Annotated in this window: 22 protein-coding genes and 2 pseudogenes; 13 read left to right on the top strand and 11 right to left on the bottom strand. The window is 70.4% G+C overall.

What is annotated here, in order from left to right:
• Window positions 1-55: 55 nt before the first annotated feature.
• Window positions 56-808: a GntR family transcriptional regulator gene (locus ABT078_RS11135; protein ID WP_351226211.1), complete on the bottom strand. Its 753-nt coding sequence runs from the start codon at window positions 806-808 to the stop codon at window positions 56-58.
• 283 nt (window positions 809-1,091) lie between these two features.
• Between ABT078_RS11135 and ABT078_RS11130 the strand changes: the two genes are divergently transcribed.
• Entirely contained in the window at window positions 1,092-2,471 is a 1,380-nt protein-coding gene (locus tag ABT078_RS11130) for a glycoside hydrolase family 18 protein (RefSeq protein ID WP_351226209.1), read from the top strand.
• Between the two features lie 92 nt (window positions 2,472-2,563).
• Here the strand turns inward: ABT078_RS11130 and ABT078_RS11125 are convergent, their stop codons facing one another.
• Complete coding sequence (locus ABT078_RS11125; RefSeq protein WP_351226207.1) at window positions 2,564-3,661, bottom strand: DUF4190 domain-containing protein; 1,098 nt, start codon at window positions 3,659-3,661, stop codon at window positions 2,564-2,566.
• Window positions 3,662-3,838: 177 nt separating this feature from the next.
• On the opposite strand from ABT078_RS11125, the gene ABT078_RS11120 reads away from it, so the two are divergent.
• The gene (locus ABT078_RS11120; protein ID WP_351226205.1) at window positions 3,839-5,029 is read left to right on the top strand and encodes a serpin family protein; all 1,191 of its coding nucleotides are present in this window, start codon (window positions 3,839-3,841) and stop codon (window positions 5,027-5,029) included.
• Complete coding sequence (locus tag ABT078_RS11115; protein WP_351226203.1) at window positions 5,026-6,459, top strand: translation initiation factor 2; 1,434 nt, start codon at window positions 5,026-5,028, stop codon at window positions 6,457-6,459. The genes ABT078_RS11120 and ABT078_RS11115 overlap by 4 nt, the downstream gene beginning before the upstream one ends.
• Before the next feature lie 67 nt (window positions 6,460-6,526).
• On the opposite strand, the gene ABT078_RS11110 is transcribed toward ABT078_RS11115, so the two are convergent.
• Window positions 6,527-8,101: a S8 family peptidase gene (locus ABT078_RS11110; RefSeq protein ID WP_351226201.1), complete on the bottom strand. Its 1,575-nt coding sequence runs from the start codon at window positions 8,099-8,101 to the stop codon at window positions 6,527-6,529.
• 203 nt (window positions 8,102-8,304) lie between these two features.
• Between ABT078_RS11110 and ABT078_RS11105 the strand changes: the two genes are divergently transcribed.
• The gene (locus tag ABT078_RS11105; RefSeq protein WP_351226199.1) at window positions 8,305-9,414 is read left to right on the top strand and encodes a pyridoxal-phosphate dependent enzyme; all 1,110 of its coding nucleotides are present in this window, start codon (window positions 8,305-8,307) and stop codon (window positions 9,412-9,414) included.
• Window positions 9,415-9,474: 60 nt separating this feature from the next.
• On the opposite strand, the gene ABT078_RS11100 is transcribed toward ABT078_RS11105, so the two are convergent.
• Window positions 9,475-9,975: a MerR family transcriptional regulator gene (locus ABT078_RS11100; RefSeq protein WP_351226197.1), complete on the bottom strand. Its 501-nt coding sequence runs from the start codon at window positions 9,973-9,975 to the stop codon at window positions 9,475-9,477.
• 45 nt (window positions 9,976-10,020) lie between these two features.
• Between ABT078_RS11100 and ABT078_RS11095 the strand changes: the two genes are divergently transcribed.
• Complete coding sequence (locus ABT078_RS11095) at window positions 10,021-10,638, top strand: class I SAM-dependent methyltransferase (protein ID WP_351226195.1); 618 nt, start codon at window positions 10,021-10,023, stop codon at window positions 10,636-10,638.
• A gap of 127 nt (window positions 10,639-10,765) precedes the next feature.
• On the opposite strand, the gene ychF is transcribed toward ABT078_RS11095, so the two are convergent.
• A complete protein-coding gene (gene ychF, locus ABT078_RS11090; RefSeq protein WP_351226193.1) occupies window positions 10,766-11,854 on the bottom strand; it encodes a redox-regulated ATPase YchF in 1,089 nt (362 codons plus the stop codon).
• 211 nt (window positions 11,855-12,065) lie between these two features.
• Here ychF and ABT078_RS11085 point away from each other — a divergent pair, with 211 nt between their 5' ends.
• Window positions 12,066-12,734, top strand: coding sequence for a DUF6542 domain-containing protein (locus ABT078_RS11085; RefSeq protein ID WP_502981201.1), 669 nt, complete (start codon window positions 12,066-12,068; stop codon window positions 12,732-12,734).
• A 57-nt stretch (window positions 12,735-12,791) separates the two neighbouring features.
• On the opposite strand, the gene ppgK is transcribed toward ABT078_RS11085, so the two are convergent.
• Entirely contained in the window at window positions 12,792-13,529 is a 738-nt protein-coding gene (ppgK, locus tag ABT078_RS11080) for a polyphosphate--glucose phosphotransferase (RefSeq protein WP_351226191.1), read from the bottom strand.
• A 30-nt stretch (window positions 13,530-13,559) separates the two neighbouring features.
• Window positions 13,560-14,585, bottom strand: a complete 1,026-nt coding sequence (locus ABT078_RS11075; protein ID WP_351226189.1) for a 4-hydroxy-3-methylbut-2-enyl diphosphate reductase — start codon at window positions 14,583-14,585, stop codon at window positions 13,560-13,562.
• Between the two features lie 95 nt (window positions 14,586-14,680).
• Between ABT078_RS11075 and ABT078_RS11070 the strand changes: the two are divergent.
• The 4 genes and pseudogenes from ABT078_RS11070 to ABT078_RS11055 all read left to right on the top strand — a co-directional run bounded on the left by ABT078_RS11070 (window position 14,681) and on the right by ABT078_RS11055 (window position 17,873).
• Window positions 14,681-15,327, top strand: a pseudogene (locus tag ABT078_RS11070) (hypothetical protein).
• Between the two features lie 274 nt (window positions 15,328-15,601).
• Window positions 15,602-16,816, top strand: a complete 1,215-nt coding sequence (gene xseA, locus ABT078_RS11065) for an exodeoxyribonuclease VII large subunit (protein WP_351226187.1) — start codon at window positions 15,602-15,604, stop codon at window positions 16,814-16,816.
• 10 nt (window positions 16,817-16,826) lie between these two features.
• Window positions 16,827-17,126: an exodeoxyribonuclease VII small subunit gene (locus ABT078_RS11060; RefSeq protein ID WP_351226185.1), complete on the top strand. Its 300-nt coding sequence runs from the start codon at window positions 16,827-16,829 to the stop codon at window positions 17,124-17,126.
• A gap of 156 nt (window positions 17,127-17,282) precedes the next feature.
• Complete coding sequence (locus ABT078_RS11055; RefSeq protein WP_351226183.1) at window positions 17,283-17,873, top strand: malonic semialdehyde reductase; 591 nt, start codon at window positions 17,283-17,285, stop codon at window positions 17,871-17,873.
• Between the two features lie 168 nt (window positions 17,874-18,041).
• Here ABT078_RS11055 and ABT078_RS11050 read toward each other — a convergent pair whose 3' ends face one another.
• Window positions 18,042-18,563, bottom strand: a complete 522-nt coding sequence (locus tag ABT078_RS11050) for a DUF4245 domain-containing protein (protein WP_351226419.1) — start codon at window positions 18,561-18,563, stop codon at window positions 18,042-18,044.
• Between the two features lie 134 nt (window positions 18,564-18,697).
• On the opposite strand from ABT078_RS11050, the gene glpX reads away from it, so the two are divergent.
• Window positions 18,698-19,729 (top strand): class II fructose-bisphosphatase, encoded by a 1,032-nt coding sequence (gene glpX / locus ABT078_RS11045; RefSeq protein ID WP_351226181.1) that lies wholly within the window; start codon window positions 18,698-18,700, stop codon window positions 19,727-19,729.
• A 94-nt stretch (window positions 19,730-19,823) separates the two neighbouring features.
• Here glpX and ABT078_RS11040 read toward each other — a convergent pair whose 3' ends face one another.
• Window positions 19,824-20,177: a WhiB family transcriptional regulator gene (locus ABT078_RS11040; protein ID WP_351226179.1), complete on the bottom strand. Its 354-nt coding sequence runs from the start codon at window positions 20,175-20,177 to the stop codon at window positions 19,824-19,826.
• 147 nt (window positions 20,178-20,324) lie between these two features.
• Entirely contained in the window at window positions 20,325-21,041 is a 717-nt protein-coding gene (locus ABT078_RS11035; protein ID WP_351226177.1) for a DUF1707 SHOCT-like domain-containing protein, read from the bottom strand.
• A 196-nt stretch (window positions 21,042-21,237) separates the two neighbouring features.
• Between ABT078_RS11035 and ABT078_RS11030 the strand changes: the two genes are divergently transcribed.
• Window positions 21,238-22,905 (top strand): fumarate hydratase, encoded by a 1,668-nt coding sequence (locus tag ABT078_RS11030; RefSeq protein ID WP_351226175.1) that lies wholly within the window; start codon window positions 21,238-21,240, stop codon window positions 22,903-22,905.
• A 48-nt stretch (window positions 22,906-22,953) separates the two neighbouring features.
• Here the strand turns inward: ABT078_RS11030 and ABT078_RS11025 are convergent.
• Window positions 22,954-23,400 (bottom strand): annotated as a pseudogene (locus ABT078_RS11025) (RICIN domain-containing protein); the annotation flags it as partial.
• Window positions 23,401-23,682: 282 nt separating this feature from the next.
• On the opposite strand from ABT078_RS11025, the gene ABT078_RS11020 reads away from it, so the two are divergent.
• Window positions 23,683-25,125, top strand: coding sequence for a class II fumarate hydratase (locus tag ABT078_RS11020; protein WP_351226173.1), 1,443 nt, complete (start codon window positions 23,683-23,685; stop codon window positions 25,123-25,125).
• The last annotated feature ends 48 nt before the right edge of the window (window positions 25,126-25,173 follow it).

Here is a 25,173-nt window from a genome sequence, read left to right as displayed (position 1 = left end):
CATCGTGCCGGCGGCGGTCACCGCACCGACAGGCGGCCGCCTCGCCGGCAGGCGGTCACCGCACCGGCAGGTGGTAGGCGATCCGGTAGCGGTCGGCCGGGACGACGACGTCGGCCGTCTCGACCGCCCGTCCCGACGCGTAGTACGTCCGCTGGATGACCATGACCACATGGCCCGGGACACCGCCGAGCGTCAGGAGCTCCTCCGCCAGCCCCGGCCGCGCGCCGACCTCCTCCGCCACGTTGTCCACGACGACATCGATCGCACCCATCCGCTCGACGACCCCGCAGCCGCCCAGCGGGCCCTCCTCGGGCAGCATCACGGGCGTGCGCCCCGTGATCGAGAGCGGCTCCCACGAGGTCGACAGCATCATCGCCTCGCCCGCGTCCCTGAAGACGTACCGCGTGCGCATCACGCGCTCGCCTGCGCCGATCCCCAGCCGGGCGGCGATCGCGGCGCTCGCCTCCACCTGCTCGCTGCCGGACTCCCATGTACCCCGGGCGCCCTCCGCCGCCTGCTCCTGCCGGAAGGGGTTGGCGCCGGACGCCGACTGGTACCCGGAGCGCGCGATCCGGCGGGGCACGGGCCGCTCGCGGACATACGTACCGGACCCGGAGCGGCCCTCGACCAGGCCCTCGGCCATCAGCACCTTGCGTGCCTCCAGGGCGACGGTGTCCGACACCCCGTACTCCTCGCGGATGCGGGCCTGCGAGGGAAGTCGGGTGTGCGGCGGCAGTGAGCCGCTGACGATCTTCCGGCGGAGATCGCTCGCAACACGCAGATAGGCGGGCTGCTCACCGAATGTCACTGGCCACTCCCAACAGGTTGACAGACAGCTACAGCGTGGCAACCGTCGGTTGCCTCCGCAAGCATGGGCCAGAGTTTCACTCGAAGTGATTACCGCTCTTTACGCGGGGGCTTACCGCAGGTATGGCACCCCTCTCGGGCGGATGTCCGCCGAATTCCCGATCGCTTGCCCCGAATCCTTGACCGCAAATGGTCCAGACCAATACCTTCCTGTCCGTACCGCGCACGGCAGCAGCAAGCACCGCTCATGGAAACCCTCCGGCACACGCACAGGAATGAGCCTCATGCGCCGAAGAACCCTTGCCCGGCTGACCATCGCCGCCGCATCGCTCTCCCTCCTCGCCGCGCTCGCGCCGTCCGCATCGGCGGACGGCGGCCTCGGGGGCGGCAACCACGCGGACGGGATCAGCCACTCCACGCACCACCCCACGCCCAAGCCCGCGTACAAGCGCATCGGCTACTTCACCCAATGGGGCGTCTACGGGCGCAACTTCCAGGTCAAGGACCTGGACACCAGTGGCACCGCGGCCAAGCTCACCCACATCAACTACGCCTTCGGCAACGTCGGTCCGGACGGCAGGTGCTTCACCGGCAACGTCCCCGGCGAGGCCGACGCCTGGGCGGACTACGTCCGTCCGCTGGACGCCGCCGGCTCGGTCGACGGCGTCGCCGACACCGCCGAGCAGCCGCTCGCGGGCAACTTCAACCAGCTGCGCGAGCTCAAGGCCAGGCACCCCGGACTCAAGGTGCTCATCTCCCTCGGCGGCTGGAGCTGGTCGACGCACTTCTCGGACGCGGCCCGAACTCCCGCTTCCCGCAAGGCGTTCGTCGCCTCGTGCCTCGACCTCCACATCAAGGGCAACCTCCCTGTCGACGGCGCCCGCGGCGGAGCCGGAGCGGCGGCCGGCCTCTTCGACGGCATCGACCTCGACTGGGAGTGGCCGGGCTCGGCGGGCGACACGGACACGGTCTTCCGCCCCGAGGACAAGGAGAACTTCACGGCGCTCGTGCGGGAGTTCCGCACCCAGCTCGACGCGTACGGCCGGTCGCTGAAGAAGCCCAGGCACTACGAACTGACGGCGTTCGTCCCGACCGCCCCTGCGAAGATCGACGCCGGCTTCGAGGTCCGCAAGATCATGCGGGACCTGGACTTCGTAAACCTCCAGGGCTACGACTTCCATGTCTCCGGCGAGAAGACGACGGCCCAGCAGTCCGCCCTGTTCGCGGCACGCGACGACTTCAGCGTCGACCAGACCGTACGCGACTGGCTGCGCCGCGGCGCGCCCGCCCGCAAACTGGTGATGGGCATGCCGTTCTACGGCCAGGGCTGGACGGGCGTCACCGGCGGCGGGGACGGTCTGGGGCAGCCGGCGAGCGGCCCGGCGCCCGCCACCTGGGCGGCGGGCTACGAGGACTACAAGGCCCTCAGGAAGCTGGCCGAATCGGGCACGTACACGGTCCACCGCGACCGGCGGGGAGGCCACGCGTGGCTCTTCGACGGGACCACGCTGTGGACGTACGACGACCCGCAGGTGCTGCGAACGAAGACGGCGTACATCCGTGACCGCGGGCTCGGCGGCGCGATGGTCTGGTCGCTGGACGGGGACACTCCCGACGGCGAGCTGATCACGGCGATCGACACGGGTCTGAGGCGGCGGGGCTGAGACCGCGGAACTGAAGCCGCGGGACTGAAGCCACGGGACTGAGACCGTCGGATCGGCGGGGCCCCGGCCACCGGGCACGGGGCCCCGTCACCTCACAGCTCCTCCGACTCCGGGTCGTCCGGGTCGCCCGCGTCCTCCTCGCTCAGCCAGACCGGAGGCACGATGGTGAGACCGAGGGCGTCCCGAACGGCTGTCTCGGTCGTCAGCCGCAGTGATTCCTCGGCCCGGAAACGGTGCTCCCAGAAGGCGTTCTCGTCCTCGGCCCCGGCGGCACGCGCCCAGTGCCCACTCGCCGCCTCGAACTCCTTCGCACGGGACTCGGCGGCCTTGCGTGCCGTGCCCGGCCAGGCCACGCCGTGCAGCACGTGCGCCTGCGCGGCCAGCCCTCTCGAAACCTGCCGGGCCCACTGGCGGTTGGCCGCCGGACGGTCGCCGAAGGCTTCCTGCGGCTCGTGGAACATCTGCTCCCCCGCCGCCTCCTCGCTCTCCAGATAGGCAAGCTGCGCCGGGCCGAGCGTGGTGCTGTCATTGCGGACGGACGCGTGAAGCTTGCCGTCCATGGCCCCGAACGTACAGGTGATGGTCCGGTCCCCCAGCCACCAACTGCCCTTGCTCGGAATGTAGTAGTACGTCTCTGCGTTCTCCGGAATGGCCCACCAGTCCAACGCGTAGGCGTTGTCGATGTCCTCGCACGTGGTGGCCGCGAGGTCGTCGATGCTCGGCTCGCCCGGCCAGTCGTCCATGTCGAGCGTGTGCGTGCCGGAGACCTCGGCATCGTGCGGCACCGTGCAGGGAACGATCTCGACGGACGCGACCTCGTCCTCCTCGAGGACCTCGCCGGGGATGTCGAAGCACTGTCCGGTCCGCAGGTCGAGGGTGGAGCGCGAACTCGCGCTCTCGTTCGCGGCCCCGCGGAAGCCGTCCCAGGCGGCACCGGCCCCGCCCGTGGCGAACGCGACGGTCATGAGCATCGTGCTGATGACCGAAAGCACCGTGCCCGAGATCGCCAGGCCCCGCCCGTCCTGGCCCTTCTTCCTGATCTGCACGAGTGCGATCACCCCGAGGACGAGACCCAGCGGCGGCAGGCAGCACACGATGCCGGTGACGAGGGAGCCGATCGCGAACCCGTTGGTGGACGGCCGGGGAGGTATCCCGTACGGCGCGTACGCCATGGGCATCCGGGTGGGCATCTGCAGGGGGTACGGCGGCGCCGGGAGCTGCGGCTGCGCAGGGCCGGAGGCGTCCGGTGGTGCCCATCCCCGCAACGACGGTTCCACGGTACGGTGCTCCTCGGGGCGATCATGCGAACAAGTGCGCGGATCCTATCGGGGGGTGTCATGCAACCGGCAGCCAATTCCGTGCGTGCGGTGAACCGGCTCACCGCACGGTGGGCGACGACCGCAGGACCGAACCGCGACACGGTCTTCTCGGCCACCGGCGTCTGGCCGCTGCTCGCCTTCCTCGCGGATGCCGCCGACGGCCCTGCCCGCGGCGAGCTGGAGGACGCCGTCGGTATGCGCGCCGCGGAAGCCGCGGCGGCCGCCCGGGAGTTGATGTCCGCGCTCGCGACCGTACGAGGTTCGCGATCGGCCGTCGGGCTCTGGGTCGGACCGACACTTCCGCTGCACGAGAGCTGGGTGGCGGGTCTGCCCGCGGACACCCTGGGCGTGTTCAGCGGGGACGCGGAGGCCGACCGCAGGACACTGGACATGTGGGCGGCGGACCGTACGGACGGGCTGATCGATGCGATGCCCATCCACCTCGACGACAGCGTCCTCCTGGTGCCGGCAGCCGCCCAGGCGCTGCGGCTCAAGTGGCTGCAGCCCTTCTGGGAAGGCGACATGCTTCCCGAAGCCGGCCCCTGGGCGGGGCGCTGTCTGCTCGCGCTGCGGCGTGAAACCTCCCTGCTCGACCGGATCGGCGTGGCGGAGACGGCGTCCGGCCCGCTGACCGTGCTCAAGGTGCTCGGCGACACGGGCGTGGACGTCCATCTGCTGCTGGGCGACCACGACATGGCACCGAGCGACGTGCTCCAGGCCGGGATCGGCGTCCTCGCGGGCACGTACCGGACCGTGCCCGGCGATCTGCTGCCGCTGGGCGAGTCCGGTCCGGGCCTGGAGGTACGGACGGTACGGAGCAGATCACCTGCGCCGACGCTGTCCGTCCGCACCAGCCCCTTCCGGCTCACCGGGGAGCACGATCTGCTCAAGCAGCCCGCGGTCTTCGGGCTGTCGACGGCCGTGGACGACCGGTACGGCCACTTCCCCGGGATCAGCACTGAGCCGCTGGCGATCGGCTCGGCCCGGCAGTCGGCCGTGGCCGTCTTCGACGCGAAGGGCTTCGAGGCTGCCTCCGTGACCGCCATCGGCGCGGTGGGCGGGGTAGGGCCACCACCGGGCTACCTGTCCAGGCGCATCTACGCGGAATTCGACCGTCCCTTCGGCTTCCTGACCGTCCACCGCACCTCGCGCCTCGTCCTCACGGCGGGCTGGGTCGCCGAGCCGGTGCCCTACCCGGACGACGAGCCGTACGGCGAGGCCTACGACGAGGCCGAGTGATCGCCGCGCTGAAGGGCCTCGCGGTCAATCCGGCCGCGCCGGCCGGAGTGCTCCTCCGGCTGCTGGAGCCCGCGTACGCAGAGGTGTGGAACGCACTGTGCCTGGAGCGCCCTGAGATGCCGGACGCGGTCGTGGACGCGATCGTCGTGCACCCCGAGCCCAGGGTGCGAACGGCGTTCGCCCGCAATCCGCATGTGGACGGCGAGCTGCGCGGACGGCTCGTGGACGATCCGGACTGGTTGGTGCGGGCCCATCTCGCAGGCGGTCCGGAGCGGAAGTGGGGCCCGCGGCACCTCCCGGACTGGGTCATCGACCGCATGTACACGACGTACGAAGGCGACTGCCTCGCGGAGCTCATGTCCTCCAGGCAGGTGCCCCTACGTGTCCTGCTCGCCAACTCGGTCCACCCGATGGCTTCGGTCCGGCGGTACGGGGTGGGGATGTGGTCCTCGCTGTCCGAGGAGCGGCGGGCCGCTCTGCTCGTTGATCCGCATCCGGCGGTCCGCGAATCCGCGGAACGACACCTCGCGGAGGACGACGAGGAGGAAATGGAACGGCAGTTGCGCCGGCTGCCCCCACACGTTTCCCACGCTCGCAGTCACATCCTGGTGAACTGCCGCCTTTCGCGTGCAGTGGTCGACGAGCTTCTGCTCCGTCGCGACGAGGACGACCACTGGGTCCTCGCCCACAACTACAGCACCCCGCCGGCCGTCGTCGCGCTGATGGCCCGGTCTCCCGAGCCCAAGGTGCGGCTGGAGGTCGCCCGGCGGAAGGTCCTGGCCCGCGAGCTGGTGGGCCTCCTCGCCCAGGACCCCGATCCCCGCGTACGTACCGCCGTGTCCGTACGCCCCGAGGTCACCGAGGCCGAGCGCGCCGCCATCGACTATGCCGTGTCCGTGGACGAGGACTTCGAGCCCGCCGAGTACCACCGCTCCGTCCCCGCCTGCTACGCCCGGTCCGCGCACCCCCTGCTGCGCCGCCGCGCTGCCGAGGACCCGGAGCTTCCCGCCGACCTCGCGCGGCTCCTCGCCGAGGACGACGACATCGGCGTGCGGGTCCTGCTCGCGCAGAACCACCCGGCCGCGCCGCCGCAACTCCTCCTGCGCAGCTATCTCGAATACACAGGCCGGTCCCGGAGCCACCTGACCGGGCTGCCGCACTTTCCCACCGCCGGGCTCGCCGCCCGCTTCGCGGACGCCGAGGACCCTGCCGTACGCCGACTGGCGACGCTCGATCCGGAGCTGGACCCCTCCCTGGCCGACCGGCTCACCCGCGACCCGGACCCCGGGATACGGGCTGCGGCTGCCCGGCACCCGCAGCTGCCGCCGGAAAGGCTCCTGGCGCTGCTCGACGACGAGGAGACGGCCCTGGACGCCGCGGCGAACCACGCCCTTCCCCGCCCCGTCATGAACCGGTTGCTCGACGCATGAAGAGGGGGCGGCCGCCTCGGCGACCGCCCCCCAGATTCAGAGCTCGGAACTCAGCACTCAGCACGCGTCAGAACTGCAGCGCCCAGGAGTCGATCTTCCCGGTGTCCACGCTCGCGTTGTCGCTGACCCGAAGCTTCCATGTGCCGTTCGCGACCTCCGAGGAGGCGTTGACCGTGTACGTGGTGTTGATGTTGTCCGCGCTGCCGCCGGTGCCGTAGCCCTTCAGCGTGTACGCGGTGCCGTCCGGGGCGATGAGCTGGACCCGGAGGTCACCGATGTACGTGTGCACGATGTTGACCGGCACCTGGAGGGCGGACGGGGCGTTGCCCGGGACGCCGCTGACGGTGACGGGCGACTCCACGGTGGTGTGGTCGTTGATCGCGAAGTCCGCGGTGTTCTCGAACTTCGGTCCGGGCGGCGGGGTCGTGCCGCTGCCGACGTACAGCAGGCGGTTCGGCGATCCGGTGCCCGGGCTGCCGACCACGTTCGGGGTCGCCGCGGTGGTCAGGGCGGAGGAGACCTGCGCCGGGGTGGCGGTGCGGTTGTTCGCGAGGTGGAGCGCAGCCGCGCCCGCGACGTGCGGGGTCGCCATCGACGTACCGGAGATGGTGTTCGTGGCGCTGTCGCTGGTGTTCCAGGCCGAGGTGATGGAGGAGCCCGGCGCGAAGATGTCCAGGACGCTGCCGTAGTTGGAGAAGCTGGAGCGCGCGTCGCTGCTCGTGGTCGAGCCGACGGTGATGGCCTCGGTGACGCGGGCGGGCGAGGTGTTCGCCGCGTTGGCACCGTCGTTGCCGGCCGCGATGGCGTAGGTGACGCCGGAGGCGATGGAGTTGCGCACGGCGGTGTCGAGGGCGGAGTCGACCCCGCCGCCGAGGCTCATGTTGGCGACGGCCGGCTTGACGGCGTTCTGCGTCACCCAGTCGATGCCCGCGACGACCTGCGCCGTGGTGCCCGAACCGGCGTTGTTGAGCACGCGGACGCCGACGACCCTGGCCTTCTTCGCGACACCGTAGGCGTTTCCGGCGACAGTGGCGGCGACGTGGGTGCCGTGGCCGTTGCCGTCCTGCGCCGTGTTGTCGTTGTCGATGGCGTCGTAGCCGTACGAGGCCCGGCCACCGAAGTCGCTGTGGGTGATCCGCACACCGGTGTCGATGATGTACGCGGTGACTCCCTCACCCGCGGGTTCGGGGTAGGTGTAGCTCTGGTTCAGCGGGAGCGCCCGCTGGTCGATGCGGTCCAGGCCCCAGGACGGCGGGTTGGGCTGGGTGCCGGACATCGTGAAAACTCGGTTCTGCACGACGGACTCGACGGCCGGGTCCGCGGCGAACTTCTTGGCCTGGGCCTCGGAGAGCTCGACGGCGTATCCGTTGAGGGCGGCGTTGTACGTCTTCTTGATCTTCGCTCCGTACTCCGCGGCGAGGGCCTTGCCCTCCCTGGAGCTCGCGTCGGCCGCCGACTCGTCGAGGGTGACGATGTAGCTGCCGGCGATGGCGCCGGGCGCGTCCTCGTTCTGGATGACGCCTTCCGGGGCGGCTTCGGCCGCGGTGGCGGGAAGGGCGGACGCGGTACCGAGCGCGAGTGCGGCGACTGCTATGGCGCCTACGGCGGACAGTCTTCGCCGCGAATTACGCATCACGGACATGTGAGGGATCCTCCTCATTGGTGGTGCGCTGCTGTGGGGGTTATCGGCAGGAGCATGACAATCCGCTTTCCCGGGGGTACGCCGGGATGTCCGCGGGGTTGCCGTGCCGCTGCCGTCCGAAAGATTGACGGATCCATAGGAATCCCACAAGAGCCTTGAAGGCCGCGTAACACGTGTGCCACACAACTGCCATCCTGGATCACATGACGGAATACCTGTGTCCGATGTGCGACGTACGTTCCCCCGTCGAGGAGCTCACCTGGCACTGTCCGCAGTGCCAGGGGCCCTGGGATCTCGACTTCACCGCCTCCGCGGTGGAGCGCAACTCCCTTTCCGGACGCGTCAATTCGCTCTGGCGTTACGAGGAGGCCCTCCCACTGCCCGCCCCGGACGCCCGGGCGGCGGTATCACTCGGCGAGGGCCGCACCCCGCTCGTACCGCTGACGGACACCGTCACGGCCAAGCTCGACTTCCTGATGCCGACCCTGTCGTTCAAGGACCGCGGCGCGGTGATGCTCGCCGAACTCGCACGGCAGCTGAAGCCGCGGCGCGTGATCGCCGACAGCAGCGGAAACGCGGGCACGGCGCTCGCGGCGTACTGCGCCCGCGCCGGGCTGGACTGCACCGTATACGTTCCCGCCGCGACATCCCCGAAGAAGGTGGAGCAGATCGGGGCGCACGGCGCTCACCTCGAACTCGTGCCCGGCGACCGCGAGGCCACGGCGCGGGCGGCCCGCGCGGCGGCCGGCGAGGACGGGGTCTTCTACGCCTCGCACGTCTTCAACCCGTACTTCCTGCACGGCACGAAGACATACGTGTACGAGATCTGGGAGGACCTCGGCGGCCGACTGCCCGGGACGCTCGTCCTCCCCGTCGGCAACGGGACGCTGCTGCTCGGTGCCGCGCTCGCGATCGACGAGCTGTACGGGCACGGGCTCATCGACGAACGCCCGGCCCTGATCGCGGTGCAGGCCGCCGCCGTCGCACCGCTCGCCTTCGCCTTCCGGGCGGGCGCCGACGACGTACTGGCGCAGGCGTTCCCGGCCCCCACCCTCGCGGAGGGCATCGCGATCGCCCATCCGCCGCGTGCCCGCCAGATCCTCACCGCGGTCCGCGCCACGGGCGGCACCTTCCTGACGGTGACGGAGGACCAGATCCACGCCGCACAGCTCGATCTCGCGGGGCGCGGGCTGTACGTCGAGTCCACAGCGGCGGCGTGCTGGGCGGCGGTCGGGGCACACGGGCCGGCCGACCGCGGCATGGTGCTGCCGCTGTGCGGGGCGGGACTCAAGTCGGGGCTGGCGACGGCCTGAGCTTCGCCTCCGGGACGACGTCGACCGAGCCCGTCCGGGACGGGATGATACGAGACGGTGTCACGGGGCCCGGCGCGCTGCGGGCCCGCCGTTCTCTCGGTGCCCACCGGTGAACCTCTGGCTCGCGGCGGTCACCTGATGGCCGTGCTCCGCAGCGAGCTCCTCGAAAGAGACTCCGGCGAGCCTCCGCTCCAAGGTTTCGATCATGATGGGGCATTCCTGGGCGGGGTGGTCGGCAGGACAGTGCAGGGCGTGCTCGAGGAACTGCCGTGCCCCTCGGGCCCGCGCGATCAGTTCGTCGAGCGTGCCGATCTGGTCGCGTGCGCCTGCCCGCCACTCCTCACCGTCCGCGTCGAACATGGTGCACGCCGCGTCCAGGCTCATCCCGAGCTGCTGCATGATCTGCAGGAATGCCAGACGGCGCAGCTCCTGCGGCCCGTACATGCGCCTGCCACCCCGACGTTCCGCCGGCCGTACGAGCCCACGCTCCTCGTAGTAGCGCAGTGCCGACGTGTTGGCTCCGATCTTGCGGGCGGCTTCGCCGATTCCCACGAGTTCCATGGAGCCATTTGACTTCAGGCCGGGTTGAAGTACCAGCCTGGCGGCATGGACACCAACCCTCGTTCGTGGGCCGTGGACCGGCCCGTCACCTCACCGTTCGCGCACCCGAGCGGAGTGCTCGGGCGGCTCGCCGGGCGGTTCATGCTGCGGACCAACAAGCAGGACGACGTGCTCGACGTCCTGGACGTGCGGCCGGGCGACCAGGTGCTGGAGGTGGGAAACGGCCCGGGTGGGCTGGTACGGCTGCTCACCGCCCGGACCGGTGCCGCCCTCGTCCGCGGCGTGGACCCGTCGCCCGCGATGCGTGACGTCGCCACCAAGGTGAACCGCCGCGCCGTCCGGGACGGCCGGGTCGCTCTCGGCCTCGGCACGGCGGAGCGCACCGGCCTCACCGATCTCAGCGTGGACCGGGTCGTCTCGGTCAACAACGTGGCGATCTGGCCCGACCTGGAGGCCGGTCTGCGGGAACTGCACCGCGTCGTACGGCCCGGGGGCACCGTGGTGATCGCCTGGCACGGCGGTGTGTCCCCCGGACGCATCGCCCGGGACCTTCGGCTCCCCGACGACAAGCTCGCCCGCATCGAAGCCGCCCTGAAGAAGATCTTCGTCGAAGTGACCCGCAGGGAGCTGGTGACCCTGGACGTCTTCAGGGCGGTGCGATGAGCGATGCGGCGATGCGCCGCCGCCGGAAGGCGTCACCCGCACGGGAATCGGCGGGGGCGGACTCGTCAGAGTCCGCCCCTTCCGACTTGCACGCTCGACAGATCATCCAGCGCAAGTAAGCGCTCGCCTACACGTTGAAGCGGAACTCCACCACGTCGCCGTCCTGCATCACATAGTCCTTGCCCTCCATGCGCGCCTTGCCCGCCGAGCGGGCCTCGGCGACCGAACCCGTGGCGACCAGTTCGGCGAAGGAGATGACCTCGGCCTTGATGAAGCCCTTCTGGAAGTCGGTGTGGATCACACCGGCCGCCTCGGGGGCCGTCGCGCCCTTCTTGATCGTCCAGGCGCGGGACTCCTTGGGGCCTGCCGTGAGGTAGGTCTGGAGGCCGAGGGTGGCGAAGCCCACACGGGCGAGGGTCGCGAGGCCCGGCTCCTCCGCGCCGACGGACTGGAGCAGTTCCATGGCGTCCTCCTCGTCGAGCTCGGCGAGGTCGGCCTCGAGCTTGGCGTTGAGGAAGATCGCCTCGGCGGGGGCGACGAGCGCGCGCTGCTCGTTCTTGAAGTCCTCGTCGACCAGCTCCTCCTCGTCGACGTTGAAGACGTAGAGGAAAGGCTTCGTGGTGAGCAGGTGGAGGTCGTGCAGGAGCGCGGCCTTCTCCGAACCCTGGACGATGCCCTGCGAGAAGAGCGTGTTGCCCTCCTCCAGGATGGCCTGGGCGGCCTCGACCGCGGCGACCTTCGGGGCCACGTCCTTCTTGATGCGGGCTTCCTTGGCCAGGCGCGGCAGGACCTTCTCGATGGTCTGGAGGTCCGCGAGGATCAGCTCGGTGTTGATCGTCTCGATGTCGTCCTTGGGCGAGACCTTGCCGTCGACGTGGACGACGTTCTCGTCCTTGAACGCCCGGATGACCTGGCAGATCGCGTCGGACTCACGGATGTTCGCCAGGAACTTGTTGCCGAGGCCCTCGCCCTCGCTCGCGCCGCGGACGATGCCGGCGATGTCGACGAAGTCGACCGTCGCGGGCAGGATCCGCTGGGAGCCGAAGATCTCCGCCAGCGTGCCCAGCCGGGCGTCGGGGACGCCGACCACGCCGACGTTGGGTTCGATGGTGGCGAACGGGTAGTTGGCCGCCAGCACGTCGTTCTTGGTCAGGGCGTTGAACAGGGTCGACTTGCCGACATTCGGCAGACCGACGATTCCGATCGTGAGCGACACGTTGGCGACTTCCTGGAGTAGGACTGGCTGAGGGCCGGGGGCCCGGCCCCGGGTGGGCCGATCCCCCAGTTTACGGGCGTGTCGCCGGGGCCGACGACGAGAACCTCGGAGGCCGCCACTGGGGCGGATTTGCGTCGAACTCACGGCCAAGGTCACCCAAAAGGTGTGTCCTGTATCGGAACACTCACTCATGGCAACCTACGTTGGTCACGTGGAGCAAAGGACAGGTCCCTCGCAGCGGCCCCGGCCGCAGGCCCCTCTTTCCGGGAAGGACGCGCTCATCGAGGGCGCCGCGGTGTACCGGGTCGCGGCCCGGCCCGGTAGCCCCGGCCAGTCCGGACAGCCGGGCCGGCCCGGTCAGGCCGGTCCCCCCGGGCCACCCGGCTCGCGGCCGGGTCGTCCGGTGCCGCCCGTCGTCCTCGCGCTGCGCAGGCTACCGAACCCCCGGCTGACCGGTCTCGGCGCCGGGCTCTTCGCCTCGGCCACGATGCTGCTGATCGGCGCGCTCGACTGGCTGCTGTTCGACGGCTCGGCGATCGTGTACGGGGTGCTCTTCCTGCCGCTGAGCGCTCTGACCGCGCTGTGGGTGCGCGGTGCCGACCTGGTCACCGCGCCGATCAGCGTGCCGATCGCCTTCACCGTGGGGGTCGTCCCCATCTCGGGCGGGATCGGCGGCATCGGCGGTCAGATCATGGCGGTCGTGACGGCTCTGGCCGTGAACGCGGGCTGGCTGTACGGCGGCACGCTCATCGCCGGGCTCATCACGATCGTGCGGAAGGTGACTCTCATGATCCGCCGCCGGTCGGACCGGCGTGCGGACGAACGGGCGGGCGCCGGGCGGACGGGGCAGGCCCAGCGCCGCCCCGGCGTCCGCCGGTAGCCCGGCACCGCAGGCTGGGCGCCGCCGCCGGCAGCACGGCGCCCACCCCCGCAGGACCTACCGCGCCGCCGTCGTCATCGCCGCCCCCACGATCCCCGCGTTGTTCTGCAGCTGCGCCGGGACCATCTCCGCGCGCACGTGTTCGATCAGCGGCAGGAACCTGTCCGCCTTGCGGCTCACCCCGCCGCCGATGATGAAGAGCTCGGGCGAGAAGAGCATCTCCAGATACTGCAGATACTTCTGGACGCGGTGCGCCCAGTGCTCCCAGCTCAGCTCCTCGTCGTCCTTGACCTTGGTCGACGCGTGCTTCTCCGCCTCGTGGCCGTGCAGCTCCATGTGGCCGAACTCCGTGTTCGGCACAAGCCTGCCGTCGACGAAGAGGGCGCTTCCGATGCCCGTACCGAAGGTCAGCAGCATCACCGTGCCCTTGCGGCCGCGGCCGGCTCCGAAGGTCATCTCTGCGACCCCAGCCGCGTCCGCGTCGTTCAGCACGGTCACCGGGAGGCCGAGCCGCTCGCCCAGGAGCTTGCCGCCGTCCATGTCGATCCAGCCCTTGTCGACATTCGCGGCCGTGCGGATCACGGAACCGGTGACGACGCCGGGAAAGGTGATCCCGACGGGTCCCGACCAGCCGAAGTGCTCCACCACCTCGGCGACGCCGTCGGCCACGGCGTCGGGCGTGGCCGGGTGCGGTGTGAGTACTTTGTGGCGGGGCTCTGCCAGGTCGCCGCGCTCCAGGTCCACGGGCGCGCCCTTGATCCCCGACCCGCCGATGTCCACTCCGAAGACGTTCATGGACCCAACGTTACGAGGAACCGCCGGCAGTCACTCCCCGACCGGCCCCGGACGGCTGCTCGCCGCCTGCTCCTCGACGAGCGCCGACGCCTCGCCGCGCAGATCGCGACGGAGCTCCTTCGGCAGCGAGAAGGTGATCGACTCCTCGGCCGCCTTGACGATCTCGACGTCCTCGAAACCGCGCCGCGCCAGCCACTCCAGGACCTCCTCGACCAGCACCTCGGGCACCGAGGCGCCCGACGTGACGCCGACGGTCGAGACACCCTCCAGCCAGGCCTCGTCGATCTCCTTCGCGTAGTCCACGAGGTGTGCGTCGCGGGCTCCGGCGCCCAGCGCGACCTCGACGAGCCGCTTGGAGTTCGAGGAGTTCTGCGAGCCGACGACGATGACCAGGTCGGCATCGGCGCCCATCTGCTTGACCGCGATCTGGCGGTTCTGCGTCGCGTAGCAGATGTCGTCGCTCGGCGGGGAGACCAGCAGCGGGAACTTGGTCTTCAGCTTGTCGACGGTCTCCATCGTCTCGTCGACCGACAGCGTGGTCTGGGAGAGCCAGACGACCTTCGAGGGGTCGCGGACCTCGACCTTGTCGACATCGCCGGGGCCGTCGACCAGCGTGATGTGGTCGGGAGCCTCGCCGGTGGTGCCGATGACCTCCTCGTGGCCCTCGTGGCCGATGAGAAGGATGTCGAAGTCCTCGTTCGCATACCGGATGGCCTCCTTGTGAACCTTGGTCACCAGGGGGCAGGTGGCGTCGATGGTCGCGAGCTTCCGCTCCGCGGCCTCGTCGTGCACGATCGGCGCGACGCCGTGCGCCGAGAACATCACGATGGATCCCTCGGGGACCTCCTCGGTGGTCTCGACGAAGATCGCGCCCTTCTTCTCCAGGGTCTGTACGACGTACTTGTTGTGGACGATCTCATGGCGCACGTAGATCGGGGCGCCGTACTGCTCGAGGGCCTTCTCCACGGCGATCACGGCACGGTCCACGCCCGCGCAGTAGCCACGGGGAGCGGCGAGCAGGACGCGGCGGGCGTTCGTTGCAGTCATGCCTCCCATCGTAAGGGCGTGCCGAACGGCCCAACGATCGCCCACAGGGCTGAGACCGGTGCGCGTACGTGATCAAGACCGTGCGTACGAGGACGGAGGCGCCCATGGCGGACACCGGCGCCGGGACCGGGACCGACACGGACACGCACACCCGGTTGCGCCGGAGTCTCGGCTTCCGGGACCTCGTCGTCTACGGGCTGCTCTTCATCGCCCCCATGGCACCCGTCGGCGCCTTCGGCACCCTCGACGCGAAGTCGCACGGCGCTGTCGCCCTCGTGTACGTCGTCACGACGATCGCGATGGCGTTCACCGCCTGCAGCTACGCGCAGATGGTGCGGGTCGCCCCGCAGGCCGGATCGGTCTTCTGCCGCGCTCTCTCGCGCGTACGGACGCGGGCGTGCCGCGGGTGGCGCTGATCGTCGCCGCGATCGTGACGATGAGCGCGGCGGTCCGGGCCGCGCGGCGGGACGACGGCCTGGAGCAACTGGTCTCGGTCGTCGACGTCGGGGCGCTGACGGCTTTCACGCTGCTGCACGCGAGCGTGGTGGGGTGGTACGCGGTGCGCCGTATGGAGGGGGCGCCGAGCTGGTGGCGGCATGTGCTGATCCCGGTGCTCGGCGCGGTGGTGACGATCGCCGTGATCGCGGAGGCGTCGCCCACGGCGCAGCTCGTCGGCGCGGTCTGGCCGGCGGCAGGGCTGCTGGTGCTGGTCGTCCAGAGGGGGCGGCAGGGTGCGGGGGGCGTCGCGTAGGCCGGGCGGCGTTGTCCGCTCGGCGGATCCGCCCGATGCCGCCGACGCGTCGTCGAGGGCCTGACGCCGCGGACACCTGGCCGAGAGCCTGACATCGCGGATCCGTGGCCGAGAGCCTGACGTCGCGGGCCCGGCGACGGGGGCCCGGCGACGGGGGCCCGGCGTCGCGGGCCCGGCGACGGGGGCCCGGCGACGGGGGCGGCGTCGGGGGGGCGGCGACGGGGGCGGCGTCGCGGGGCCGGCCGTGTCGGAGGGTGCCGATACGCTCGCGTGCATGGGTCTCACTACGTCTGCCGAAGCTCCCCTGCCCGTCGGCGAGGTGTCACGGCTCATCGGGGGATGGATCGACCGCCTCGGTGCGGTGTGGGTGGAGGGCCAGATCACCCAGCTGTCGCGCAGGCCCGGCGCCGGCGTGGTGTTCCTGACGCTGCGCGATCCGTCGTACGACATCTCGGTGAGCGTCACCTGCTACCGCCAGGTGTTCGACGCCGTCGCCGATGTCGTCTCCGAGGGCGCCCGAGTCGTCGTGCACGCCAAGCCGGAGTGGTACGCGCCGCGCGGGCAGCTCTCGCTCCGGGCCGTGGAGATAAGGCCGGTCGGCATCGGCGAACTGCTGGCGCGGCTGGAGCAGCTGAAGCGGACCCTGGCCGCTGAGGGGCTGTTCGCCCTCGACCGCAAGAAGCCGCTGCCGTTCCTGCCGCAGCTGATCGGCCTGGTGTGCGGCCGGGCGTCGGCAGCCGAGCGGGACGTGCTGGAGAACGCGCGGCGGCGCTGGCCCGCCGTCCGGTTCGAGGTGCGCAATGTCGCGGTGCAGGGCGTGCGCGCCGTGTCCCAGGTCGTCCAGGCAGTGAAAGAGCTGGACGAGCTGCCGGACGTCGACGTGATCATCGTCGCGCGTGGCGGCGGCAGCGTGGAGGACCTGCTGCCGTTCTCGGACGAGCAGCTGGTGCGCGCCGTCGCCGACTGCCGTACGCCTGTGGTGTCCGCGATCGGTCACGAACCGGACTCGCCGCTCCTCGACCTGGTCGCGGATCTGCGCGCCTCGACCCCGACCGACGCGGCGAAGAAGGCCGTCCCGGACGTCGGCGAGGAGCTGAACCGGGTGCAGGCCCTGCAGGACCGGGCATTGCGGACGGTACGAGGGCTGCTCGACCGCGAGGAGCGCGGGCTCGCGCACGCGCTGGGCCGGCGCTCGATGGAGCATCCGCACCGGATGGTCGAGGAGCGCGAGCACGAGACGGAAGCGCTCGTCGCCCGGAGCCGCCGGGTGCTCGGCCATCGGCTGGACCGCGCGGACTCCGAGCTGGCCCACACCCGCGCGCGGGTCGTCGCCCTGTCGCCCGCCGCGACGCTGGAGCGGGGGTACGCGGTGCTGCAGCGCGCGGACGGCTCGGTGGTGCGGGCCCCCGGCGAGGTCGAGGCGGACGAGGAGCTGCGGGCCAGGGTCGCGGAAGGTGAGTTCACGGTCACTGTCGGACCTCGCACATAGGGTGGATCGCATGACGGCGAAGACGGACGAGAGCGCGGCCCATTCGATCGGTCCGATCGGGTACGAGCAGGCGCGCGACGAGCTGATCGAGGTCGTGCGCCGGCTGGAGGCGGGCGGCACGACGCTGGAGGAGTCCCTCGCGCTGTGGGAGCGCGGCGAGGAGCTGGCGAAGGTGTGCCGTCGCTGGCTGGACGGCGCCCGGGCGCGGCTGGACGCGGCGCTGGCGGATCGGGACGGGGCCGCGGGCGGCGCGGCGGCGGGCACGAGCGGCTCGGTCCAGGGCGAGGACGAGGACGAATCGGCTTCGTGAGGCACGCCGCCTAGGACGGCCCGGACAGGGTTCCTGTTTAGTTGAAAGTTAAGTGACCTGTCTCACGAGGGCCCAGGTTTAGTTGAAGTTTCACGCAACCTGGTCGTACGGTGATGCCACGGCTTGACCCCTTTGCACATCCGGAAGGCACGCAGCATGTCCCTCGTTCTTGACCCCGCAGCCCAGGACCTCCTCTTCCGTGAGGCCCGCACCGCCAACACCTTCACCGACGAGCCGGTGACCGATGAGCAGGTGAAGGCGATATACGACCTGGTGAAGTACGGCCCGACCGCCTTCAACCAGTCGCCGCTGCGTGTCGTCCTCGTCCGCTCCGCCGAGGCCCGCGAGCGCCTGGTGAACTGCATGGCCGAGGGCAACCAGGCGAAGACCGCGTCCGCCCCGCTGGTCGCGATCCTCGCCGCCGACAGCGAGTTCCACGAGGAGCTCCCGACCCTGTTCCCGCACTTCCCGCAGGCCAAGGACGTGTTCTTCTCCGAGCGTCCGGTCCGTGAGGGCTCCGCCGCGATGAACGCCGCCCTGCAGGCCGCCTACTTCATCGTCGGCGTTCGCGCCGCCGGCCTCGCCGCCGGCCCGATGAACGGCATGGACTACGCGGCCGTCCAGAAGGAGTTCCTGGACGACGACCACGCCCCGCTGATGGTCATCAACATCGGCAAGCCGGGCGAGGACGCCTGGTTCCCGCGTTCGCCGCGTCTCGCGTTCGAGGACGTCTTCCAGACCGTCTGACGTACGGCCTACGCCGCGTACGGAACAGCACGAGGCCGCCGCACCACGCACAGGTGCGGCGGCCTCGCCGTTTCGTCCCGGGGTTTCGGTCCCCCGGCCGACGTGTCGGGCCGAGTCACCGGAACGCAGATGCCAGGACTGGGTCAGTACCCGGTCAGGACCGGGGCATCAGGACGACCGCTTGGACTCCAGCGCCGCCGCCATCTCCGCGAGCCGCTCGAAGGACGCCGTGCCCGTGACGACCGTCGTCGCGCCGTCCCCGTCCGTGCGCACGAGCGCGTCGTACTTCGGGCCCTCCCAGCGCTCCCAGGTCGCACCGGCCACCTGCTCGGTTCTGTCCGTCTTCGCGGCCCGCTGGGTGACCTTCGCGATGTACTTCCCGGCCGGGGCCGTGGACTGCTCGACCGCCACGTACTGTCCGTCCGGGTCGAGGAAGCCGAGATGCCACGCGTTGTGGTCCTCACGGTTGTACCGGGCGGACGTGGGCTTCCAGTCCGCCGGCAGGCCGGTGGGTGCGGCCACCGCATACGGTGCCGCCCGGCGTGCCGTCACCAGCTCGATGCCGTAGTCCTTCTTCTCGACCGGGTCGCCCGTGTCGTCGTGCGGTACGAAGAGATAGATCACGAAAGCGGCGGCCAGGACCACCGCCAACGACTGGACCATCCCGCGTACCGTCTGCTTGCCTCGCATACCTGCCACCGCACTATGGTCGCATCAAGGTTGTTTGCTCAAACGTGGGCCCCTCTGCTCATTTTGTCGACGTACCGATAGAGTCGCAGCACCCTCTTTTTTCCGGCCGTCGTCGTACAGAAAGGTGCGCTCCGATGACCGAGCACAACATGCCGTCCCAGCTCGAAGTCTCGCCCGAAGCCCCTGACCGCAACCTCGCCCTGGAGCTCGTCCGGGTCACCGAGGCCGCCGCCATGGCAGCCGGGCGGTGGGTGGGACGCGGCGACAAGAACGGCGCGGACGGCGCCGCCGTCAAGGCCATGCGGACCCTCGTGCACACCGTGTCGATGAACGGTGTCGTCGTGATCGGCGAGGGCGAGAAGGACGAGGCCCCGATGCTCTTCAACGGGGAGCGCATCGGCGACGGGACCGGCGCGGAGTGCGACATCGCCGTGGACCCGATCGACGGTACGACGCTCACCGCCAAGGGCATGCCCAACGCGATCGCGGTCCTCGCGGCCGCGGACCGCGGCACCATGTTCGACCCGTCCGCGGTCTTCTACATGGACAAGCTGGTCACCGGCCCCGAGGCGGCCGACTTCGTCGACATCAACGCCCCGGTCTCGGTGAACATCCGCCGGGTCGCCAAGGCGAAGAACTCCTCGCCCGAGGACGTCACCGTCGTCATCCTGGACCGCCCCCGCCACGAGGGCATCGTCAAGGAGATCCGCGAGACCGGCGCGCGCATCAAGTTCATCTCGGACGGCGACGTCGCGGGCGCGATCATGGCCGTGCGCGAGGGCACCGGCGTCGACATGCTGATGGGCATCGGCGGCACACCGGAGGGCATCATCACCGCGTGCGCGATCAAGTGCCTGGGCGGCACGATCCAGGGCAAGCTCTGGCCGAAGGACGCCGAGGAGCGCCAGCGCGCGCTCGATGCGGGCCACGACCTGGACCGGGTGCTGTCCACCCATGACCTGGTCAGCGGCGACAACGTGTTCTTCGTCGCGACCGGCATCACGGACGGCGAGCTGCTGCGCGGCGTGCGCTATCGCGCCGAGACCGCGACGACGCAGTCCCTGGTGATGCGCTCCAAGTCGGGCACGATCCGCCAGATCGACTCCACCCACCGCCTGTCGAAGCTGCGCGCGTACAGCGCCATCGACTTCGATCGCGCGAAGTAACCGCGACAAGCTCACACGGAAAGGGGCGCCCCCATGTGCGGTGGGAGCGCCCCTTCCCGTACGTAGGCCCAGGTGTGCGGGCGACGTCAGGAGGTCAGGCCGCCGACGCCGACTTCTTCAGCTCCGACTCGCGCCGCCTGCGTCGGGCCAGGACGACGCGCCGCTCGGCCGCGGTGAGCCCGCCCCACACTCCGTACGGCTCGGGCTGGAGCAGCGCGTGCTCGCGGCACTCGACCATGACCGGGCAGCGGGCACAGACGCGCTTGGCGGCCTCCTCGCGGGAGAGCCGCGCCGCCGTCGGTTCCTTCGACGGCGCGAAGAACAGTCCGGCTTCGTCGCGGCGGCACACCGCCTCCGCGTGCCAGGGCCCGTCCTGATCTTCCCGAGCAGACGTGCGCTGGGTCGGAACGGCGGCTACCTGCAGGGGCTGATGCGGCAGTTGCAGCACGGTCTACTCCTGACGACGGCTTCGCGAGCGAGAGACGATGCAGCAAGGCCTACCCGCTGTGCGCGCGCCTATGCACTGAGTGGCACGGAGTCCGATGAGCGGAACCCTGCCCGCCGCCGGCGGACGCCGCGCACGCAGGGGCCGCCGTCACAGATGTTTGCGCAGGTGCTTCCGCATCAGGTCGTGGAGATCGGTGATGAGCTTGCCGCGCTTCGGCTTGGCCTCCACATTGCCGAAAACGGAGTAGCCGTTGACCACGACGACGGGGGCCTCCGGGTCGGCTGCCTCCAGCGTGACCACCTCGAAGTTGCCGAAGACCCCGCTGCCGCTCCCGCGCAGCGAGATGTTCTCCGGCACGCGCACCTCGACATTGCCGAAGATCGATGTCGCGTTGATGACGGTGAGCCGCTGGCCGAACATCGCCTCGGTCAGGTCGATCTCGACGTTCCCGAAGAGAGCGAAGGCATTCGTCCTCGCGCCCACGCGCCAGCGGCCCTTGCGGGTCGAGCTGGAGAAGATCGCGACCAGGCTCTCCGTCGGCCCGTCCGGCACCTCGGGGCCGTACGCGTACGACGCCGGCGCCGGGCGCGGCGGCCTGGTGGCGGAGGGCAAGTCCCGGACGATCGGCTCCAGTTCGCCGACCGTCTTCGCGCGGTAGACCGCGTCGATCCGGTCGGAATGCTCCTCGGCGTCGAGCCTGCCCTCGGCCAGGGCCTCACGGAGGATGTCCGCGATCCGGTCGCGGTCGGCGTCGGAGGCGCGGATGGCGCCCGCGGGATCCGCGATGCCCGCGGGCCCGGCGGGAGCGACCGGCTTCTGAGGTCCACGGCCGGAGGCCGCTGCGTCATGCTTCTCGAGGTCCACGACCCCAGCGTAGCGAAACGCGATAGATCGCGACTAGTGGTCGCGACCCGGGCGTGCCGGTGGCGCCGGTCCGGACAACGTCGGCCCGGCAACTGAGCCTTACCTCACAAGCCCGGACGACGAAGGGCGTCTTACGCTGGTGGACGCGCGGCCAATGGAGGCCGCGCCGCAGTCTGCCGAGTGAGGAATGGCCGTAATGCCAGAGTTTGCGTACACCGATATGCTCCCGCTGGGAGAGGACGCCACGCCCTACCGCCTGGTGACCGCCGAGGGGGTCTCCACCTTCGAGGCCGACGGCCGTACGTTCCTCAAGATCGAGCCGGAGGCGCTGAGCAAGCTCGCCGAAGAGGCGATCCACGACATCCAGCACTACCTCCGCCCGGCGCACCTCGCACAGCTGCGCAAGATCATCGACGATCCCGAGGCGTCGTCCAACGACAAGTTCGTCGCCCTCGACCTGCTCAAGAACGCGAACATTGCGGCGGCCGGCGTGCTCCCCATGTGCCAGGACACCGGCACGGCGATCGTCATGGGCAAGCGCGGGCAGAACGTGCTGACGGAGGGCGGCGACGAGGAGGCCCTCTCGCGCGGCATCTACGACGCGTACACCAAGCTGAACCTGCGCTACTCGCAGATGGCCCCGCTGACGATGTGGGACGAGAAGAACACCGGCTCCAACCTGCCCGCGCAGATCGAGCTGTACGCGACCGACGGCGGCGCCTACAAGTTCCTCTTCATGGCGAAGGGCGGCGGCTCCGCCAACAAGTCGTTCCTGTACCAGGAGACCAAGGCCGTCCTGAACGAGTCCTCCATGATGAAGTTCCTGGAGGAGAAGATCCGCTCCCTGGGCACGGCCGCCTGCCCGCCGTACCACCTGGCCGTCGTCGTCGGCGGCACCTCGGCCGAGTACGCGCTGAAGACCGCGAAGTACGCCTCCGCGCACTACCTGGACGAGCTGCCGGAGGAGGGCTCGGTCCTCGGCCACGGCTTCCGCGACAAGGAGCTCGAGGAGAAGGTCTTCGAACTGACCCAGAAGATCGGCATCGGCGCGCAGTTCGGCGGCAAGTACTTCTGCCACGACGTGCGCGTGGTGCGTCTCCCGCGGCACGGCGCGTCCTGCCCGGTCGCGATCGCCGTCTCCTGCTCCGCCGACCGCCAGGCCGTCGCGAAGATCACGGCCGAGGGCGTCTTCCTCGAGCAGCTGGAGACGGACCCGGCCCGCTTCCTCCCCGAGACCACGGACGAGCACCTCGACGAGGCGGGCGACGTCGTCAAGATCGACCTCAACCAGCCGATGGACGACATCCTCGCCGAGCTGACCAAGTACCCGGTCAAGACCCGGCTCTCGCTCACCGGCCCGCTGGTCGTGGCGCGCGACATCGCCCACGCCAAGATCAAGGAGCGCCTCGACGCGGGCGAGGAGATGCCGCAGTACCTGAAGGACCACCCGGTCTACTACGCCGGGCCGGCCAAGACCCCCGAGGGCTACGCGTCCGGCTCCTTCGGCCCGACCACGGCAGGCCGCATGGACAGCTACGTCGAGCAGTTCCAGGCGGCGGGCGGCTCCAAGGTCATGCTGGCCAAGGGCAACCGCAGCAAGCAGGTCACGGAGGCGTGCGACACGCACGGCGGCTTCTACCTCGGCTCGATCGGCGGCCCCGCGGCCCGGCTGGCGCAGGACTGCATCAAAAAGGTCGAGGTCGTCGAGTACGAGGAGCTCGGCATGGAGGCGGTCTGGCGGATCGAGGTCGAGGACTTCCCGGCGTTCATCGTCGTGGACGACAAGGGCAACGACTTCTTCCAGGACCCGGCGCCCGCCCCGACGTTCACGACCATCCCGGTGCGCGGCCCCGGCCTCGCGTAACCGCCGTTGCGGAAGGTCCCGCCGCTCCCCAGCGGCGGGACCCCCGGCTCATGTGCGCGCGGCGTCCGAGCGCGGCGCCTCCTGCGCGAAGCGCTGCTTCGCCGAGCCGTCGCACGGCTGCAGCCGCACCGCGTCCTTCGCCGCGGCCAGCGTCAGGCACAGCCCTGTCGCGGCGGCCGGGCGCACGGTCCCGGCCTCCCGGACGAACTGCTGGTTCGCCGCGCCCGAGCAGTTCCAGACGATGAGCGCCGCGCCCACCCGGTAGTCGGCGCGGGGGACGTCCAGGCAGCGGTCCTGGGTGAGCTCGGTGTGTACGGACCTGCGGGACGCGTCGTACCACCAGCCCTGGTTCCGCCCGCCGTGGCAGTCCCGGCCGAGCACTCCGGTCCCGTTCCGTGTCACCGCCGCGTTGACGTCGAGGCAGGTGCCGGTCGACTCGTTCTTCAGCGGCCCGTACGCGTCGTCCCAGGCGAGGGGGTACAGCACGGGCTTGCCCGAATCGTCTCCAGTTCGGGCGGAAGGGGTACCGACGCCGCACGTGCGGCCGAGCGCGCCGTGTCCTGCGCGCGCTCGGGGGTCGTGGCTGCCATGGTGCCGAGAGCCGCCGCCAGGGCCGCGGTGGCCGCGACCGTACAGCGGAGTCTTCGGCGAAGTCTTCGTCCAGTGCGCCTCATTGCGCCTCCCCGGTTGGGTGTTACCGACGGTTTTTACTGGCCGGTAGCGCACTTGGGAATACACAGAACAAGACAAGTGCTCACCTTTTCAGGAGGTTTGGAGATGTCCGAAACAAGCGACACCACAGCCGGTCACCGGGACTCCGGGGACGACCGGGATTCCCGGGAGCACCGGATCGAACACGACTCCATGGGTGAGGTGAGGGTGCCGAAACACGCCAAATGGCGCGCTCAGACCCAGCGGGCCGTGGAGAACTTCCCGATCTCGGGCGCGCGGCTGGAACGCGCCCATATCGAGGCCCTCGCCCGGATCAAATCGGCCGCCGCCAAGGTCAACGCGGAGCTGGGGGTGCTGGACAAGGACATCGCCGCCGCGATCCAGGACGCGGCGGCCGAGGTGGCCGACGGCCGCTGGGACGAGCACTTCCCGGTCGACGTCTTCCAGACCGGCTCCGGGACGTCGTCCAACATGAACACGAACGAGGTCCTGGCGACCCTGGCCACCGAGCGCCTCGGCCGGCCCGTCCACCCCAACGACCACGTCAACGCCTCGCAGTCGTCCAACGACGTCTTCCCCTCGTCCATCCACATCGCCGCGACCGCGGCCGTGACCAAGGACCTGGTACCGGCTCTGGAACATCTCGCCGCCTCGCTGGAGCGCAAGGCCGCCGAGTTCGCGGATGTCGTCAAGTCCGGGCGTACGCATCTGATGGACGCGACGCCCGTCACCCTCGGCCAGGAGTTCGGCGGCTATGCCGCGCAGACGCGCTACGGGGTCGAGCGCCTCCGGGCCTCCCTCCCCCGCCTCGCCGAACTCCCCCTCGGCGGCACCGCCGTGGGCACGGGCATCAACACCCCGCCCGGCTTCTCCGCCGCCGTCATCGCCGAGGTCGCCCACGCGACCGGACTGCCGCTCACCGAGGCGCGCGACCACTTCGAGGCGCAGGGGGCGCGGGACGGGCTGGTGGAGACGTCGGGCCAGCTCCGTACGATCGCGGTCTCGCTCACCAAGATCGCCAACGATCTGCGCTGGATGGCGAGCGGCCCGCGGACAGGCCTCGCCGAGATCAGTCTCCCCGATCTGCAGCCCGGCTCGTCGATCATGCCCGGCAAGGTCAATCCGGTGATCCCGGAGGCCGTCCTGATGGTCGCCGCGCAGGTGACCGGCAACGACACGACGGTCGCCGTCGCGGGCGCCGCCGGCAACTTCGAACTCAACGTCATGCTGCCGGTCATGGCCAAGAATCTGCTGGAGTCCGTCCGGCTGCTGGCCAATGCGGCCCGGCTGCTGGCGGACCGCACGGTGGACGGTGTGACCGCCAACGTCGAACGGGCGCGTGAGTATGCCGAGTCCTCGCCCTCCGTCGTGACCCCGCTGAACAAGTACATCGGCTACGAGGAGGCCGCCAAGGTGGCCAAGAAGTCGCTCGCCGAGCGGAAGACGATCCGCGAGGTGGTCCTGGAGTCCGGGTACGTGGAGCGGGGCGATCTCACGCTGGAGCAGCTCGACGAGGCGCTGGACGTGCTGCGGATGACCCACCCCTGAGCGGCTTCCCCGGAGGCGGGGCCCCGGACGCCCCGCCGTGACCTGCAC

This window comes from Streptomyces sp. NPDC002133 (genome assembly GCF_040296405.1).
Lineage (GTDB): Bacteria > Actinomycetota > Actinomycetes > Streptomycetales > Streptomycetaceae > Streptomyces.
Note: the sequence above shows the minus strand (reverse complement) of the source record. Positions and strands in the feature narration are given on the sequence as shown.